This window comes from Nitratidesulfovibrio sp. D1 (genome assembly GCF_051133415.1).
Taxonomy (GTDB): domain Bacteria; phylum Desulfobacterota; class Desulfovibrionia; order Desulfovibrionales; family Desulfovibrionaceae; genus Cupidesulfovibrio.
This window is the reverse complement of record NZ_JBPGNZ010000004.1, coordinates 95431-112354: the sequence shown is the minus strand read 5'-3', so window position 1 is coordinate 112354 and position 16924 is coordinate 95431. Positions and strand designations below refer to the sequence as shown.

14 protein-coding genes are annotated in these 16924 nt (G+C 69.2%); 5 read left to right on the top strand and 9 right to left on the bottom strand.

Features of this window, described 5'->3' with window-relative positions; all coding sequences use genetic code 11:
• Positions 1-4 precede the first annotated feature (4 nt).
• The 5 genes from ACR4XJ_RS08585 to ACR4XJ_RS08565 form a co-directional block, all read right to left on the bottom strand.
• Positions 5-523 carry a cupin domain-containing protein gene (locus ACR4XJ_RS08585; protein WP_434754839.1) on the bottom strand — a complete coding sequence of 173 codons (519 nt, stop codon included), beginning with the start codon at positions 521-523 and terminating at the stop codon, positions 5-7.
• Between the two features lie 105 nt (positions 524-628).
• Positions 629-1780 carry a GGDEF domain-containing protein gene (locus ACR4XJ_RS08580; protein ID WP_434754838.1) on the bottom strand — a complete coding sequence of 384 codons (1152 nt, stop codon included), beginning with the start codon at positions 1778-1780 and terminating at the stop codon, positions 629-631.
• 146 nt (positions 1781-1926) lie between these two features.
• A complete protein-coding gene (locus ACR4XJ_RS08575) occupies positions 1927-3555 on the bottom strand; it encodes a Mur ligase family protein (protein WP_434754837.1) in 1629 nt (542 codons plus the stop codon).
• Entirely contained in the window at positions 3548-4426 is an 879-nt protein-coding gene (locus ACR4XJ_RS08570) for an alpha/beta fold hydrolase (protein WP_434754836.1), read from the bottom strand. The genes ACR4XJ_RS08575 and ACR4XJ_RS08570 overlap by 8 nt, the downstream gene beginning before the upstream one ends.
• Before the next feature lie 452 nt (positions 4427-4878).
• Positions 4879-6099, bottom strand: a complete 1221-nt coding sequence (locus ACR4XJ_RS08565) for a D-alanine--D-alanine ligase (protein WP_434754835.1) — start codon at positions 6097-6099, stop codon at positions 4879-4881.
• A gap of 353 nt (positions 6100-6452) precedes the next feature.
• Here ACR4XJ_RS08565 and ACR4XJ_RS08560 point away from each other — a divergent pair, with 353 nt between their 5' ends.
• On the top strand, positions 6453-9260 hold the full coding sequence (locus ACR4XJ_RS08560) for a molybdopterin-dependent oxidoreductase (protein WP_434754834.1): 2808 nt from the start codon (positions 6453-6455) through the stop codon (positions 9258-9260).
• 208 nt (positions 9261-9468) lie between these two features.
• Here the strand turns inward: ACR4XJ_RS08560 and ACR4XJ_RS08555 are convergent, their stop codons facing one another.
• A complete protein-coding gene (locus tag ACR4XJ_RS08555; protein ID WP_434754833.1) occupies positions 9469-10911 on the bottom strand; it encodes a catalase in 1443 nt (480 codons plus the stop codon).
• 198 nt (positions 10912-11109) lie between these two features.
• On the bottom strand, positions 11110-11631 hold the full coding sequence (locus ACR4XJ_RS08550; protein ID WP_434754832.1) for a Fur family transcriptional regulator: 522 nt from the start codon (positions 11629-11631) through the stop codon (positions 11110-11112).
• A 324-nt stretch (positions 11632-11955) separates the two neighbouring features.
• Here ACR4XJ_RS08550 and ACR4XJ_RS08545 point away from each other — a divergent pair, with 324 nt between their 5' ends.
• The 4 genes from ACR4XJ_RS08545 to ACR4XJ_RS08530 all read left to right on the top strand — a co-directional run bounded on the left by ACR4XJ_RS08545 (position 11956) and on the right by ACR4XJ_RS08530 (position 15407).
• Entirely contained in the window at positions 11956-12081 is a 126-nt protein-coding gene (locus tag ACR4XJ_RS08545) for a hypothetical protein (protein ID WP_333506471.1), read from the top strand.
• A 579-nt stretch (positions 12082-12660) separates the two neighbouring features.
• Positions 12661-13020 (top strand): TraR/DksA family transcriptional regulator, encoded by a 360-nt coding sequence (locus tag ACR4XJ_RS08540; RefSeq protein ID WP_333506470.1) that lies wholly within the window; start codon positions 12661-12663, stop codon positions 13018-13020.
• 215 nt (positions 13021-13235) lie between these two features.
• Positions 13236-14783, top strand: a complete 1548-nt coding sequence (locus ACR4XJ_RS08535) for a fused MFS/spermidine synthase (RefSeq protein ID WP_434754831.1) — start codon at positions 13236-13238, stop codon at positions 14781-14783.
• 84 nt (positions 14784-14867) lie between these two features.
• Positions 14868-15407 carry a CreA family protein gene (locus ACR4XJ_RS08530; RefSeq protein WP_434754830.1) on the top strand — a complete coding sequence of 180 codons (540 nt, stop codon included), beginning with the start codon at positions 14868-14870 and terminating at the stop codon, positions 15405-15407.
• 101 nt (positions 15408-15508) lie between these two features.
• Here ACR4XJ_RS08530 and ACR4XJ_RS08525 read toward each other — a convergent pair whose 3' ends face one another.
• Together ACR4XJ_RS08525 and msrB are read right to left on the bottom strand one after the other, a co-directional pair.
• The gene (locus tag ACR4XJ_RS08525; protein WP_434754829.1) at positions 15509-15796 is read right to left on the bottom strand and encodes a DUF5334 domain-containing protein; all 288 of its coding nucleotides are present in this window, start codon (positions 15794-15796) and stop codon (positions 15509-15511) included.
• 55 nt (positions 15797-15851) lie between these two features.
• Entirely contained in the window at positions 15852-16706 is an 855-nt protein-coding gene (gene msrB, locus ACR4XJ_RS08520; protein ID WP_434754828.1) for a peptide-methionine (R)-S-oxide reductase MsrB, read from the bottom strand.
• Positions 16707-16924: the final 218 nt, after the last annotated feature.

Sequence of the window (16924 nt, the reverse complement as noted above, 5' to 3'; positions counted from 1 at the left end):
GCGGCTACGGCTCCTGCTTGACGGCCAGCGGAGTGCCCGCCTGCCCGGCGTAGAAGACGATGATCTCGGCGGGCTCGCTGCCGGGGTTGAAGCCTTGATGCGGGGTGTCCACCACCTCCACGATGGGATCGCCCGCCGCGAGGCGCAGTTCCCTGCCGTCTTCCGTGACCACCACCAGTTGCCCGCGCGTCAGCACCCCGGCGTTGATCACCGGATGGCGGTGCAGCGGCAGGCGCGCCCCGGCCGGAATGGTGATGCGCAGGATGGTGACCTGCGGCTGCTCCTGCGGATAGGCGGGCAGCATGACGCCGTCCCAACTGCGTTCCGACTGGACCAACTGGACGGTGCGCACGGCCTGGTAACCGGCCTGCTGACCGGTCTGGACGGCGGCGGGAGATGATTGTGCGTTGGTCTGATGTGCCGCGCAGCCGCCGGTCAACAGCAGGGCGGTCAGCATCAGGGTGGCCAGCATCGGGGTGGAAAGGACGACGGGGCCAGGGAAGGAAGCGTGGGGAGTACGCATGCTGCTCCCGGAAGTACGTTCAGGTGCTGGCCCGGAGCGTGGAACCGGCGGACGGCCGCCTGCCACGCCGGAGCCGTGAAGCCGCCAGGACCGCCCCGGAGGCGGTCAGGCGGCGGTCGCGTCCGCCTTGAGGTGCTTCTGCCGTTTGCGGTCGTACATCAGCGTGTCGCACCGCTTCAACAGGGCATCGACGTCTTCGCCGTCGCGCGAGCAGGCCAGCCCGTAGCTGAAGGCCACGCGGTACGGCCTGCCGGAGGCCGCATCCTGCGCCGCCAGGGTGCTTTCAAGGGCGCAGAGCTTCTCGCAGAGCGCGGTGGGGTCGTTGTCGAACTGGACCACGGCAAACTCGTCGCCGCCGAAGCGCATCACGCGGAACCCTTCACCGAAGGTTGTCCGCAGTCCTTCCGCAAGCGTCAGCAGCGCCAGGTCCCCGGCCGCATGCCCGTACCTGTCGTTGATGGATTTCAGGCCGTCCATGTCCAGCAGGGCCACGCACATCTTCAGTTCCCGCATGCGGCGGGCCTTTGCGATGGCGTTGCGGTACGCTGTCCGGTTGGCCAGCTTGGTCAGTTCGTCGCGCTCGGATGAATTGATGAAGACGGTCACCAGCAGGATGATGCACGAGATGGCCCAGCTGCTCCACATGGTAAGAACTATGAAATATTCCAGCTGGAAGGTCGCCGTGATGGCGGGCAGGGCCAGGGCCGTGGCGAACAGGACCGTTTCTTCCGTCCTCAACCGGTTGCGCTGGCGGATCAGGAAGCCCGCCGCCAGGGCCAGGTAGCCGTAGAACATGGCCGGGGACACGGCGAACCACGGCCCGCGCGAGTAGGTGTTGTCGGGGGCGATGGAGAACAGGAGGCCCGCGTCGTAGCTGAGCACGGCCAGCACCGCGTTGCACGCGAGGGGAAGCGCCCAGGGCAGGGCGGACGACGCGGCAAGGCGCACGCCGGTCCAGTGGTGCAGGAACGTCCACGTCAGGAAGGCGGGCACGGGCACCAGCAGAAAGCCGATGCTGTTCACCAGCTTGCCGAAGGGGACAAGCCGCGCGCTGTCGCGGATCGTGTCGTTGAAGTTGGAATCCAGGACGACACTGGAAACTTCAAGCACCAGCAGCGTGAGGACGCTGGTCATGACCGCAACGAGATGCCTGTGCGCGGAGATGCTTCCGTCAAGTTTCAGGATCGCCACCGCAAGGGCGGGCAGCAACGCGAGGCACATCAGGATATCAACGTGGATCGTGGTCAGGTACGTCATGGAGTGTGTGCCTGTTGTGCGTACGGGGCCAGGTTCCGTTTGCGGGGCCGGATGTTCGTCGCGGAAGGGGCGGCCTTGCTGGCGCTGGTCACCCCGCAAGACCTTGGGTTCCGGAGTGCCGGCTTCTTCCGGCATGTGCGCCCCTGTTACACCCGCACCTTCTTTTCGTAGAGGTCGGGCAGGTCGTTCTCCAGCAGCACGGCGTCGCCGGGGCCGATGTTGGCGGCCAGCCAGGCGCGGGCGGCGGCGAAGTCGGCGCATTCCACCACCAGTTGGTCCGGCCCGGCGGCGGCGCGGAAGGACTCCACCAGGGTGGGAATGCGGGCCGGGGCCACGGCCAGCAGCACGTCGGCGCAGGCCGCGGCGCGCGCGCCCAGTTCCGCGTGGGCGCTGTCGTGCAGGGCGCCCAGTTCCACCATGCCGGGGGTCACCAGCACGCCGCGCCGCCCGGCCTTGCGATATAAATCCAGCAGGTCGAGGGCGGAGGCGAAGCCCGAGGGGTTGGAGTTGTAGGCGTCGTCGATGAGCACGGAGCCGTCGGGCTGGGGCTTCACCTCCAGCCGGTGGGCGATCTGCGGCAGGCTGCGCAGGGCGCTGACCACCCGCTGCGGCTCCACGCCCACCCCGCACGCGGCGGCAAAGGCCAGGGCCACGTTGTCCACGTGGTGCATGCCGTGGATGGGCGCGCGCACCTCGTATTCCTGATCCCGGTACAGCAGGCGGGCGTGGATGCCGGAAAGGTCCTGCCCGGCCTCCAGCACGCGCACTGAGGGTTCACCGCCCACCGTGGCGGGTGCGGTCACGTCCGTTCCCGCGCACAGCAGCACCGCGCCCGCGTTGGCGGCGGCGAAGTCGCGCGCGTGGTCGTATTCCAGCAGGGCGGCGGGCAGCACCACCCGGCCGCCACGGGCCACGGTGGCGTGCGCCAGTTCGAACTTGGCCCGCACCACGGTGGTCAGGTCCTTGAAGCGTTCGTAGTGCGCCGGGCCCACGTTGGTGATGATGGCGAAATCGGGCGGGGCCAGCCTGCACAGCCGTTCGATGGAGCCGATGCCGTAGGCCCCCATTTCCGCGATGAAGAAGCGGTGCGCGTCGGTCAGCTTTTCCCGGATGATGCGCGAGATGCCCATGGGCGTGTTGATGCTGCCCGGCGTCATCAGCGTGGGGTGGTAGCAGCCCAGCACGTGGGCCAGGATGTGCTTCACGCTGGTCTTGCCGTACGAGCCGGTGACCGCCACGACCGTGGGCGCGAGGCGCAGCAGCTTTTGGTGGGCCTCGTTCCAGAAGCCCTGCTGGATGCGCGCCTCCACCGGGGCCAGCGATGCGTTGGCCGCCACCAGCGCCACCGGCAGCGCCTGCACCCCCATGATCCAGAACGGCAGCAGCGCAGCGGGGGAGGCCGGGCACAGGGCCAGGGCCACGGCGTACGCCGCCGTCAGCGCCAGCGCCACGGACAGGATGCGCTTGACCCGCGCGGTGAGCACCAGCTTCTTCTTGGCCGCCCGTAGCGGGTTGTCCTCCACGGCGGCAACGCCCAGCAGGACGAGCCCCGCAGCCCATGCGGCGTAGGCGGCGTGCTCGGGGGCGGCCAGCGCCGCGCCCCAGCAGGCCAGCAGGGGCAGGGTGGCGCGCTTGTCGAAGGCGCGGGCGGCGGCCATCCAGCGGAAGAAGCGCGGGCCGTCGTATTCTTCCTGCTGGAAGATGTGCAGGTAGGTCAGGCAGCGCCGCACGGCGAACACCAGGAACGCCGCGCCGAGAAACAGGGAGCTAGCCACCGAAGGTTTCCTCGCAGAAGGTGTCCAGGGCGTACACGGCCTGATGGCCGCCCGCCGTGAGAATGTCCAGATGCCCGAAGCGCGGCAGCACCTGCAACCGTGCGTGCGGCAGCAGCCGGACGAAGTCTTGCCCCATGGAGGGCGGGGTTTCCGTGTCGTTTTCGCCGTACAGCAGGTGCACGGGGCAGGCCACGCGCGCGGCCACGCCGGACAGGTTTTCGTTGACCACGCTGACGAACACCGGGCGCAGTTCCCCGGCGCTGGCGTAGTCCGCACTGCCGAAGAACCGGCGCACCCGCTCCGCGCCAAAGCCCAGCCAGTGCAGGCGCTTCAGCGTCTTGAACGCGGCGATGCGGCACCCCCGCGTGAACCGTTCCATGGGCGTGCGGCGGCGGGGCAGCCCGGCGGCGGCCATCAGGAACAGCCCGTCCACCAGGTCCGGGTGGCGGGCCGCCAGTTGCAGGCCCACCCGGCAGCCGAAGGAATGCCCCACCCATACCCGCCTGCCGCGCGGCAGGGTGCGCAGCCATACGGCGGCGTGGTCGGCGTAGTCCTGCGTGCCCCAGGTGGCGGGCGGCATGCCGGAGCGGCCGAAGCCGGGCATGTCCAGCAGGTAGTTGTCGCGCCCGTGGGTGCAGGTGGCGGCCAGCGGCAGCAGGTTGGCGTGGGTGTGCATCCAGCCGTGCGCCCAAATGATCTGGGGGGCGATTTGCGGGGCGACGGGTGCGGCGGCCCCGGCGTCCGCGTCGCCGCCGTTGGCCGGTTTATGGCGGACGGGCGCGGCATTGGGCAGGTGCACCACGTGCATGTACGGCCCCGTGGCGGCGGAAGGGGCGGATTGCGGGGTGGCGGTCTGGGGGGCGGAATCCATGCTGGCCTCGGGTGGTGTGTTCGGCGTGGCGCGCCCCGTGGTGTACACCGGGGGCGCGCGAAGGGGCAAGGGGCGGGCGGGCAAGCGAAACGCGCGCCGCCCGGTGGGGACGGCGCGCGCTGCATGCGGGTGAAGGCAGGGGGACACGTATGCCCCAGGCAGTGGCTATTGCCAGAGCGTCAGCTTGTTCGTTGGCAAGGAAAACGAGCCTGCCATGAGGGAGTGCCTCAGCCGTTAGGCGAGCGCGTAGCGCGAGTCTTACGGATGAGGACCGCAGAGCGCGGCAGCCGTTATGCGAGTCTTCGAGCATTACGGATGGCGACCGCAGAGCGTACTCTTATCGTATTCGACCGAGCCTTAGCCGTTAGGTGAGCTTGCGAACCTTACGGATAAGGACAGCAAAGCTATGGCAGGCGAAGCTTGACGTAGCCAACGGGCAAGCTGACGCTCGGCTACCGGCGGGGGAACAGCCGTGCGGCCTCGGGGGTCGGATCCTCCGGGCAGGCGGTGTGGCGGGCCATGGCCCGCGCCTCGTCGATCATCAGCGAGAGCAGCCGGGTGAAGCGCACCGGGGTTTCCGCCGCCTCCCACAGGAAGAAGGCGAACGAGCCGGGGATGGGGTTCACCTCGTTCAGCCACACCTCGTCGCGGGCGGCGTCGTACATGAAGTCCATGCGCGGCACGCCGGTGCCGTCGAAGGCCGCGTAGGTGCGCACGGCAAGGTCGCGGATGCGGCCTTCCAGGTCGGCGGGCAGGTCGGGGTTGATCTCGCGCGTCAGCGAAAGCATGCCCGCGCTGCCGGAATCGCCCGCGCTCTTGGCGCCGCCGCCCGCCTTGCCGCCGGTTTTTCCGCCGGACGACAGGTACTTCTGGCGAAAGTCCAGCAGTTCGCTGTCGCGCTTGGGCCGCTCGATGGCCGAGGTCGCGTGGCCCTCGCCGTCGCGCCGCACCGAAATGTTGTATTCCACGCAGCCGTCCAGGTACGGCTCCACGATGGCCACGGTGTCGTTTTTGAACAGGCCGGGCAGCACCGCCTCGATTTCCTCGATGGAATTCACCTTGGCCACGCCGATGCTGCTGCCGAGGTGCGCGGGCTTCAGGCAGCCGGGCAGGGTGACGCCCGCCAGCGCGGCCTCGATTTCGGCGCGCGGGGGCAGCAGGCCGCCCACCGGTTTGCGCAGCACCGCGCAGGGCAGCATGGGGATGCCCGTGCCGGAAAGGGCCTGCTTGGTGGCCGCCTTGTCCATGAAGATGGCGGAGGCCAGTACGCGCATGCCGGTGTAGGGAATGCCCGCGGCCTCGAACAGGCCCTGCATGCCGCCGTCTTCGCCGTAGGGGCCGTGGAAGGCGGGGATGGCCACGTCGAAGGGGATGCGCCTGGGCTTGCCGAACAGCCTGGACGTCTGCTCCACCAGCATGCCGCCCTTGCCGGGGGCGATTTCCAGCGACACGGCGGGCAGGCCGTCGGCGTCGCGGGCGGGGATGTAGGTGGCGCGGTCCAGCAGCCTTTCGCCGGTGCGCCAGACGCCGCAGCGGTCCACGTAGACGGGCACGGGTTCGTAGAGCGCGGCGTCCAGGGCCTGGATGACCTGCAACCCGGTGACGATGCTGACGTCATGCTCGGGCGAACGCCCGCCGAAGAAGACCGCGACGCGGATTTTGCCGTTGGACATGATGGCTTCCTGTATGGTTTGCGGGCGCGGCGCGTGGCCGGGCGGCCCGCCATGTGGATGATGACGATGATGACAATGGCGGCGGTGATGCGCGGCGCGCGGGACAGCACGGCCGCCGTCATGGTTGTAGCGCCGGGACGCTCCCTTCACAAGGGGATGGCGCATCCCGGACGGGTGGGGGAGGACGGCTGCGGGGCGGACGGCGGTAAGGAGAGGGCGGTTACGCGGGGCACGGGGCCGCTTGCCCCGCCGGGCGGGCTGTGCCATGAACGGGACTGCGGACGCGCGGGCAGGGCGCGCCCATTCCGGCCTTCGGGCCGCCATCCGGGGTTGCGCCACGGGATGGAAACGACATGAACCGCACATCAGTCCGTGCGAGCGGCGCTATTTCGGGGCGTGCTTCCGGCCATGAGCACGGCAAGACCTCCGGCGAGAAACGCATCATCACCAGTTGCACCCGCGACTGCCCCAACAGCTGCGGCCTTGTCGCCACCGTGCGCGATGGCCGCCTGGTCAGGCTGGCGGGCGACCCGGACCACCCGCTGACGCGGGGCAGGGCCTGCGTCAAGGCGCAGCGCTACGTGAAGCGGGTGTACAGCCCGGAACGCATCGTCCATCCGCTGCTGCGCGACCACCGCCACCAGCCCTGGCGTCGCGCCGCGTGGGACGAGGCGCTGGACCGCATCGCCGCGCGCATGGCCGCCATCCGCGACGAATCGGGCACGGAAGCCATCCTGTACTACCAGGGCTACGGCGAACGCACCGCGCTCAAGCTGCTGAACCGCTACTTCTTCAACCTGTTCGGCGGGGTGACCACCCTGCGCGGCTCGTTGTGCGGCGGGACGGGGCAGGGCGCGCAAAACCTCGACTTCGGCCAGCGCGTCTCGCACGACCCGCTGGACCACCACAACAGCAAGTCGCTCATCCTGTGGGGCCGCAACCCGGCGTCCACCCAGATCAGCCTGGTGCCCATCCTGCGCGATATCCGCAAAAGGGGGGCCACGGTGGTGCTGGTGGACCCGGCCCGCAACCGCTCGGCCCCGCTGGCCGACCGGCACATCGCCCCCCGCGCGGGGGCCGACGCCTTTCTGGCCATGGCCGTGACCAGGCTGATCCTGCGCGCCGGGGGCGAGGACCGCGCGTTCATGGAACGCCATGCCGAGGGCGCGGCCGAATACCTGCGCATTCTCGAACGGTACCCGGTGGACGACCTGTGCGCCCGCTGCGGCGTACCCGTGGCCGACGCGGAATTTCTGGCGGACATGATGCTGCGCCAGCGCCCCACGGCCATTCTGCTGGGCTGGGGCATGCACCGGCACGAGGCGGCGCACCTGTCCATCCGCGCCGTGGATGCGCTGGGGGCCATCAGCGGCAACATCGGCGTGCCGGGCGGCGGCGTCAGCCAGGGCTTCGAGGAATACGGCCCCTACGACCAGCAGTACTGGGGCGACGGGCTGAACCCGCCCCGGCGCACCCTGTTGCTGCCCGAGATAGGCCGCGAGATCCTTGCGGCGCGCGATCCGGAAATCCGCATGATCATGGTCACGGCGGGCAATCCGGCCTGCATGGCGGCCGATGCCGGGGCCGTGGCCCGGGCCTTCCGCAAGGCGGAATTCGTGGTCTATTCCGGCCACTTCATGGACGACACGGCGGACCTGTCCCACGTGTTCCTGCCCGCCACGACCTTTGTGGAAGAGGACGACGTCATGGCCAGCTACGGCCACAACTACGTGGGGCCGGTGAACAGGGCCATCGAGCCGGTGGGCGAGTGCCGCCCGGAATTCATGATGTTTCATGACCTCGCGGCGCGCTTTCCCTTTGCCGACAGGTTCCGGCGCGGCGTGGACGAATGGCTGCGCGACCTGTGCGCGCCCATATGGGCACAGGGCTGCACGCCGGAGGCGTTGCGCGGGGGGGCCTTCCGGCTGGATGCGCCCATGGCGCCCTACGCGGACAGGACCTTTTCCACGCCGTCCGGCAAGTTCCGGTTCATGACCGGCTTCGACCCCGCCGGGCTCGGCGCGGTGGACCCGGACTACCCCTACCGCCTGCTGACCATCGCCCCGCACGGGCACATCTGCTCCGAGCGCACCATGGCCGGGCACGACGCCCTGCCCGAGGTTGTGCTGGCCACGTCCGAGGCCGCCCGCCTGGGCTTGGCCGACGGCGCGGTGGTGCGGGTGGAAAGCGGGGTGGGCGCGGTGAAGGCCGTCCTGCGCACCGGGGACGGCCAGCGGCCGGACATCCTGGTGGCCGAGCGGGGCGGCTGGAACAAGGCCGGGCACGGGCTGAACCTGCTCACCCGCGCCCTGTCCAGCAGGGTGGGGCGCGGCACGCCGTACTACGAGACCTGCGTGCGGGTGGCCCCGTGGCCCGACGACGGGCTGACCGGCCTGCGCGTGCTGGAGGTGCTGCACAGCGACGACGCCCCCGGCGGCAACTTCCGCAAGGAACTGGTGCGCTGCGGCGCGGTGTTGACCACCCTGCGACCGGGACAGGGTGATGTCTTGCCTGCGGCGGGCGACACGCTGCCGTCTCTCGACGAAGCCCTGGCCGGGTACGACGCGCTGGTGGTCCTGGGCGGCCCGCAGCACTGCTGGGACGACGCAGGCTCGCCCCATTTCCCGCACCTGATGGACATGCTGCGCGCCTTCGACGCTGCGGGCAGGCCGGTGGCGGGCATCTGCCTGGGGGCGCAGTTGCTGGCGCGCGCCCACGGCGGCAGGCCGTGGACCATGGACGCGCCGGAGTTCGGCTTCGTGGCCTTCAGCCCCACCGGAGCGGGCCTGGCCGACCCTGTGCTGTCTGGCGCGCTGCCCCTGCCGCGCCTGATGTCCTTCCACGAGGACACCTTCGACCTGCCGACAGGGGCCACCCTGCTGGTGCGGGGCGACCGGTGCCGCAACCAGTGCTTCCGCGTGGGCAACGCCTCCTACGGGTTCCAGTTCCATCTGGAGGCGGATTCCGCCATCGTGGAGAACTGGGTGGACGTCTTTCAAAAAGGGCGCAAGGAGCGCAGGGGGGAATACGCCGCCTGCCGGGAAACGTTCGACGACGCGTACTTCGAGGACTTGGCCCACGACATGCCCCTGCTGGTGGAGCGAGCAGAGGCGTTCTGCCGCAAGGTGGCGGCGGCGTGGCTGGCCCTTGCCCGCGCATGACGTACAAGGCCCCCGGCTGACGCCGGGGGCCTTTCCGCGTGGCCGTGCAGGGTGGCCCGCGGGACAGGAGGATGCATCAAGGAACGGATGCATCACGGATACTCCGGCCGGCATTCCGCCGGGCGCGGGATGCAGCCTGCGCCGCCGGACCGCCGGGCCTCCGGAGCCATGGTGCGCGCCCGGCCGATGGGGCCGGGCGGCCTGCGCGCTACATCTTCAGGCCCAGGGCCTTGGCCACGCCCGCGCCGTAGGCCGGGTCGGCCTTGGCGCAGTTGCCCACGTGGCGGCGCTTGATCTCTTCCGGCGCGTCGCCCATGGCGCGGGCGGTGTTCTGGAACAGGGCGTCCTGCTGTTCCGGGGTCATCAGGCGGAACAGGCGGCCCGGCTGGTCGTAGTAGTCGGCGTCGTCCTCGCGGTAGTTCCAGTGCGCGGCGTCGCCCTTGATGGCCAGGGGCGGCTCGGCGAAGTCGGGCTGCTCCTGCCATTCGCCGTAGCTGTTGGGCTCGTAGGCCAGGGTGCTGCCGTGGTTGCCGTCCACGCGCATCATCCCGTCGCGGTGGTAGCTGTGCACCGGGCAGCGCGCGGAGTTGACCGGGATCAGGTGGTGGTTGACGCCCAGGCGGTAGCGGTGCGCGTCACCATAGGAGAACAGGCGGCCCTGCAACATCTTGTCGGGCGAAAAGCTGATGCCCGGCACCACGTTGGCGGGGTTGAACGCGGCCTGCTCCACTTCGGCGAAGTAGTTTTCGGGGTTGCGGTTCAGTTCCAGCACGCCCACCTCGATGAGCGGGTAGTCCTTGTGGAACCACACCTTGGTCAGGTCGAAGGGGTGGTAGGGGCAGGTGTCCGCGTCCTTTTCGGGCATGACCTGCACGTACATGGTCCAGCGCGGGAAGTCGCCGCGCTCGATGCTGTCGTACAGGTCGCGCTGGTGGCTTTCGCGGTCCTTGGCCACGATGGCCTCGGCCTCGGCGTCGGTCAGGTTCTTGATGCCCTGCTGGGTGCGCAGGTGGAACTTCACCCAGTAGCGCTTGTTGTCCGGGCTGATGAAGCTGAAGGTGTGGCTGCCGAAGCCGTGCATGTGCCGGTAGGTGGCGGGAATGCCCCGGTCGCTCATGACCACGGTGACCTGGTGCAGCGCTTCGGGCAGCGAGGACCAGAAGTCCCAGTTGTTTTTGGCGCTGCGCATGTTGGTGCGCGGGTCGCGCTTCACGGCGTGGTTCAGGTCGGGGAACTTCAGCGGGTCGCGCAGGAAGAAGACCGGGGTGTTGTTGCCCACCAGGTCCCAGTTGCCCTGTTCGGTGTAGAACTTGACGGCGAACCCGCGGATGTCGCGTTCCGCGTCGGCCGCGCCGCGTTCGCCCGCCACGGTGGAAAAGCGCACGAACAGGTCGGTCTTCTTGCCGATTTTCGAGAACAGGGCGGCCTTGGTGTACTTGGTGATGTCGTGGGTGACGGTGAAGGTGCCGTACGCGCCGGACCCCTTGGCGTGCATGCGCCGCTCGGGGATCACCTCGCGGTCGAAGTGGGCCAGCTTTTCCAGGAACCACACGTCCTGGAGCAGCATGGGGCCGCGCGGCCCGGCGGTCATGGCGTTCTGGTTGTCGGGTACCGGGGCGCCCGCATTGGTGGTGAGCTTTTGCTTTGTCATGGAATCCTCCTGTTGGGGGCCTGTTGGGGGGAAGTGTGCTGTGATTGATGATAAAAATACTTTTGTAATAATCATTATCCACGAGAGAGGGAATCTGTCAACGAAAATGCAAAGGCCCGGCGAGACCGGGCCTGATTTTTTGTGAAAGAGCACGGAAAATGTATGGATGTTGCCTGGATGTACGGCGCGGGCTGGCGGTCAGCAGGGGCGGTGGTGCCCCGCGCAGGGGGCGGCGGCCCTCGTTTCATCCCGTGCCCTGTCCCGTGCCTCGCCGGGGGACTGCCCGGCGGCGGCGCGGCAGGCCGGGCACAGCCCGAACATGTCGAAGCGGTGGGTGTCCACGGAAAAGCCGGTTTCCGCAGCCATGCGCGCCACCAGTTCGTCCAGCCCCTGCGGCGAATAGTCGGCTATGACGCCGCAGCGGGTGCAGATCAGATGGGGGTGGGGCTCCGGGTGCCTGCCGTCGTAGCGGCTGCCCAGTTCCCCAAAGCCCAGTTCCAGCACCTCGCCGTCCTCCTTGAGCATGGCGATGGTCTTGTACACCGTGGCCAGGCTGGTTGTGGGAAAATCCGACAGGATGGCCTGGTGCAGCTGTTCCACCGTGGGGTGCCCGTCGTGCTCCACCAGGGCGCGGATGATGGCCACGCGCTGGGGGGTGAGCCGGTGCCCGTTGTCGCGCAGGCGGTCCAGCAGGGTGGCGAGGCGGGTGTGGTTGTCCATGCGGGGCTTCCAGGTATTGCGGTGCCGGGCGGGGCCTAGCCCGTAGCGGTTCGCCAAAGGGAAAATGGTTGTTTGCGGATAAAAGATATTCCCGGGCGGTGAGGCTGTCAACGCAGGCATGCGGGCGGGGCGGAAGCAATGGCGGAAGGCGAGCCGCCATCTCATTGCGCAATGTTTTGCACCATGCGGGCAAAAAACGCATTTTGTCTTGCGTGACAGGGCGTCCCGGACTATAGCGCTAGCAACGGGGACCGTATTGCGCTGGCGGGCGTCCTGTGCGCCGCGCCTCGCCACCTTCAACCGTCGCAGAAGGATGTCCGTTCGATGAGGTACTTGTTGCTGGCCATCATCATTCTCACCTCGGCCCTGTTCACTTTCGTCCATGCGCAGAACGAGGTGGCGCGCGGCGCCGCCGCATCCGCGCCCTTCGCGGCCACGCAGGATCGCTGAGCCAGCCGGCGTCCCACGCCGGGCGTGCGCGCCGATTGGCCATGGGGCCGGTCGGCGCGTTCCGTTTTTTCCGGGACGGGGACGCTGCATCGCCGGGCAGGTGTACTGCGCGCCCATCCGAACGCAAGATAATTCATGCTGTTGTGCGAAACCGGCGCGGAACGGCGCGACGCCGGAAAAACGTTGCGCACCGGGACTTGCATTGCCCGCAGGATGATGTATATTGAAACCGTTGCGTCCGAAAAATTTTCTTCGTGAAGCAGACGCACTTCGTCACCAGCAGATGAACAAGGAAGCTCCCATGCGTTTTGTCACCCTTTCCGTCCGCGCCACCGCATTCACCGGCTCCGACCGGTCTTTTGCCCGTGGTGAACGCGTCACCGGGACAGGGGGGGGCGCATAGCGGCAGCATTCCGCACGCACACGCGACACGCGGCCCCGTCCACCACCTGGTAGACGGGGCCTTTTCTTTCACCCCACTTACCCCATTTACCCAACTGGCCCCAAGGGGCATCCGGCGCATGGCCGCCCCCCGCGCACCGCGCGGGCAGGGCCGGGCCGCGCCGAAGGAGGACCGAGATGCGCGAAGAAACCATTGCCGTGGTACGGCGCAGGCTGAAGCAGGAAATCCGCGACCTGCGCGAAGCCCTGGACCGCTGGCGCGGCCTGCAGGGCGTGGAGGACGCCAGCGACCCCGAAGGGCTGCCCGATGTGGAAGGCATGACCTACCGTTCGTGGAAGCAGCGCACCGAGGCGCGCCTGCAGGTGCTGCGCGCTACGCTGGAACGGCTGGACGACGAGGACTTCGGCTATTGCGACGACTGCGGGAACGAGATTCCCGCCGCACGGCTGCTGGCCGTGCCCACCACCACCCGCTGCGTGCACTGCATGTCCGCGCGCGAAGAGCGCGGCGCGCAGGCCCGCCCCGTGGTGTTCTGATAGGGGCTCCGCGCATGCGGAGCCCCCGCCGGGGGCATTGTTGCGAGGGGTTCCGCCATGGCGGAACCCCTTTTGCGTGGGCGGCGGCCTGCCCGCCCGTCCCGTCTTTCCTGCCCGTTCGGCGTTGCCTCGCCGCCCCGCCCCCTGTTACAGCGGAACCACGGCATCTCCGCGCTTCCGCCATCCCTCCCCTTCCCGCCCCTTCAGGAGGCCTCATGCTCGACGCCATCATGTTCCTGTCCGGCACCATGGTCATGGTGCTCGAAATGGTGGGGGCGCGCCTGCTGGCCCCGCACTTGGGCACCTCGGTCATCGTCTGGACCAGCCTCATCGGCGTGGTGCTGGCCAGCCTGAGCGCGGGCTACTGGCTGGGCGGCCGCCTGGCCGACCGCACCCTGTCGCGGCGCACCCTGTCGCGCATCCTGGCCGGGGCCGCGCTTTCCGTGCTGGCCGTGGCCCTGGCGCACGGCAGGGTCGTGGGCTGGGTGGCCGGGGGGCTGGATTCGCTGTACGTGGCCGCCGTGGTGGCCGCCGTGGTGTTGTTCGCCGTGCCGGGCGTGCTGTGCGGCATGGTGTCGCCCTACGTGGTGCGGCTGGCCCTGTCGGACATGGACACCTCCGGCGCGGTGGTGGGGCGGCTGTACGCCGTGTCCACGGCGGGCAGCATCCTGGGCACCTTTCTGGGCGGCATGGTGCTGGTCTCGTGGTTCGGCAGCACGCTGATCCTGCACGGGGTGGCGGCCTGCCTGCTGGGGGCCTCGCTGTTGGCCCACCCCCGCGCGCCGCTGGCCCGGCTGGCCCTGCTGGCCGGGGTGGGCGCGCTGGCCTGGGCCTCGCACGCCTACGCCGCCTTTGCCGAGCGCTATTACGGCGTGCGGGTGACCGAGACCCCGTACAACCACATCCGCGTCTACGACGCCACCCAGGCCGGGCGGCCCCTGCGTCTGCTGGCCACGGATCCCGGCCGCTACCAGTCCGCCGCCTACCCCGACGACATGGCCGAACTGGCCCTGCCGTATACCCGGTTCTACGCCCTGGGACCGGCGCTGGTGCCCGGCGCGCAACGGGTGCTCATGCTGGGCGGCGGCGGGTATTCCGTGCCCAAGTGGCTGCTGTCGGGCCGGGCGGGGCTGGATGCCGGGGGGCTGCGGGTGGACGTGGTGGAACTGGACCCCGGCATGACCGAGGTGGCCCGCCGCCACTTCGGCCTTGCGGACGACGCGCGGCTGCGCATCTTCCACGAGGACGCGCGGGCCTTCCTGAACCGGCGGGCGGCGCGGATCGGGGCGGGAGCAAGCGGAAAAGAGGCCGGCGATGGCCGCTACGACCTGATCTTCACCGACATCTTCAACTCGTACTACTCCGTGCCCTTCCACGTGGGCACGGTGGAGGCGGCCCGCCACATGCGCGCGCTGCTGGCCGACGACGGGGCCGTGGTCATGAACATCATCTCCGCCGCCGGGGGCGAGGACGGGCGGTTGTTCCGGGCCATTCGCGCGGCCTTTGCCGCCTCGTTCGCGGACGTGCGGGTGTACGCCGTGGCCACGGCCGATTCGCAGGACTACGTGCAGAACCTGATGCTGGTGGCGCGCCCGGCGGCGGGGCTGCCGGAGGTGCCCGCCGCGTTCCTGGCGCCGGAGGTGCGCGAAATGCTGGCCCGCCGCCTGAATCTCACCGATGCGGCAAACAACGGCGTGCCGCCCCTGACCGACGAGTACGCTCCGGTGGAGCGGTATGCGCTTGGGCTGGTGCGCTGGCGGTAGGGATACCTTGCATCGTCCGCGCGATGCGTTATCCTGAAAGCTGGTTGCGTTCACCCGACGTCACGAAGCCCAAGGAGCACCGCCATGCACCCCCGTATCCGCACCGTCCGCCCCCGCGCCGTGGCCATTGCCGCCACCCGCGACGACAATGTTTCCGCTTTCCTGCCTGCCTTCATCGTCCTGCTTCTGCTGCTGGGCATGCTGGCGCTGGCCGCGCCCGCGCGCGCCGACGACAGCGAGGTGGGCTGCGTGACCACCGAATGGAAGCTGCTGGGCGCCAACCATCAGGTGTGCGTCTTCGCCTTCCAGGACCCGCGCATTCCCGGCGTGTCGTGCTTCATCAGCCAGGCCAAGACCGGCGGCATCAGCGGCAGCCTGGGCCTGGCCGAGGACCCCTCCAACTTCTCCGTCTCGTGCAGCCAGACCGGGTCCATCGTCATTCCCGACAAGCTGCCCGCCAAGGAAAACGTGTTCAAGGAATCGACCTCGGTGTTCTTCAAGGCCACCCGGGTCACCCGGCTGTGGGACAAGGAGCGCAACACCCTGGTCTACCTGGCGGTAAGCCGCAAGATCATCGACGGCTCGCCGTACAACTCCGTCTCCACGGTGCCCGTGCGGCCGTAGCGCCGTAGCGCCTTGTCCGGCCATACCCGCGAAAAAAAGCCCGTCGCGCAAGCGGCGGGCTTTCATCGTCCAGGGCGGGGAACAGGCAGGCGGGAAGGTTTCTAGCGGGCTTCCATCACCAGGATGCGCGTGCGCCCGGTGTCGGACTCGCGCACGGTGATCTCCACGGTGCGGGCGTTGTTCCTCACGGCGTCCACCATCAGCGTGGCCGTCTCCTTGGTGTCGCAGTCGTACACGTCGATGATCTCGCCGCGCATGGGCACGGCATCCACATCGACTTCCACGAGATGGCCCGATTCGGTGTCGAAACCGTCCCACGCCATGGCGGCGCAGGGCAGGGCAAGGGACAGCAGCGCGGTGAGGACGAGCGGGCGGATGGTGTGCTTCATCCGGCCCGTGTAGCAGAGCCGGAACGGGGCGGCAAGCGCCTATTGTCCCACGCGGTTACGGAAGCATTTTGAGGAAATCCCCGTATCCCTCGGCCTGCATGGCCTCTCGCGGGACGAACCGTAGCGCGGCCGAGTTCATGCAATAGCGCAGTCCCGTGGGGGCGGGGCCGTCGGTGAACACGTGCCCCAGATGCGACCCGGCGATGCGGCTGCGCACCTCGGTGCGCACCATCCACAGGGTGCGGTCCACGTGCTCGGTCACCGCGTCCCGGTCCACGGGCCGGGTGAAGCTGGGCCAGCCGGTGCCCGAATCGTACTTGTCGGACGAAAGGAACAACGGCTCGCCGGATACCACGTCCACGTAGATGCCCTCGCGCTTTTCGTCCCAGTATTCGTTGCGGAAGGCGGGTTCGGTGCCTTCCTGCTGGGTGACCTCGTATTGCAGCGGGGTAAGGCGGGCGTGCAGTTCCTTGTCCGCGGGTTTGGCAAAACCTTGCCATGGTGCGGGTGCGGTCATGGCGGTATCTCCCGTGGCCCCTGGCGCGCCGGGGGCGGCGGAGCCTTGCGTCTGGAGGGTTGCGGCGACGGTGCCCGATGTGGCTGATGCGCCGGATGCACCGGACGCGTCCGGACCGGCAAGGGTCGGCTGCCCGGCCAGCAGGGCGAACAGCAGCACGGCCAGCACCAGCCACAGCAGGTCCGGCAGGCCGTCGCGCCCGCGAATGCGGCGGTATCCGGCGCGGGGTGCGGGCGGGGCCGCCGGTTCCGGATGTTCGGGGCGGGGCCGCCGGGCACGCGGCAATCGGGCGGCAACACGCGAGAGCAGGCGGGGCAGGGCGCCCGGCGTGCGGCACACGCGACCCGCCGCCGAGCGGCAAACGCGAAGCGCACTGACACGTGGAATGGGCATGACGGCCTCCCGGCGGCGCGTCCGCGCCGTCTCCGGATGCCCGCGCGCGAACCGGTGATGTATTCCCGAACCGGTGACGTATTCCCAACGCGGCGGGCCTCTCCGAAACAGGTAGAGCTTGCCGGGGGCGTGTCAAGACGGGCAGGCGGACTGGCTGGTTCGGGCGGGAAATACGCCGGGATGGTTCACAGGGGCGCGGAACATGGTTACCGTAACCT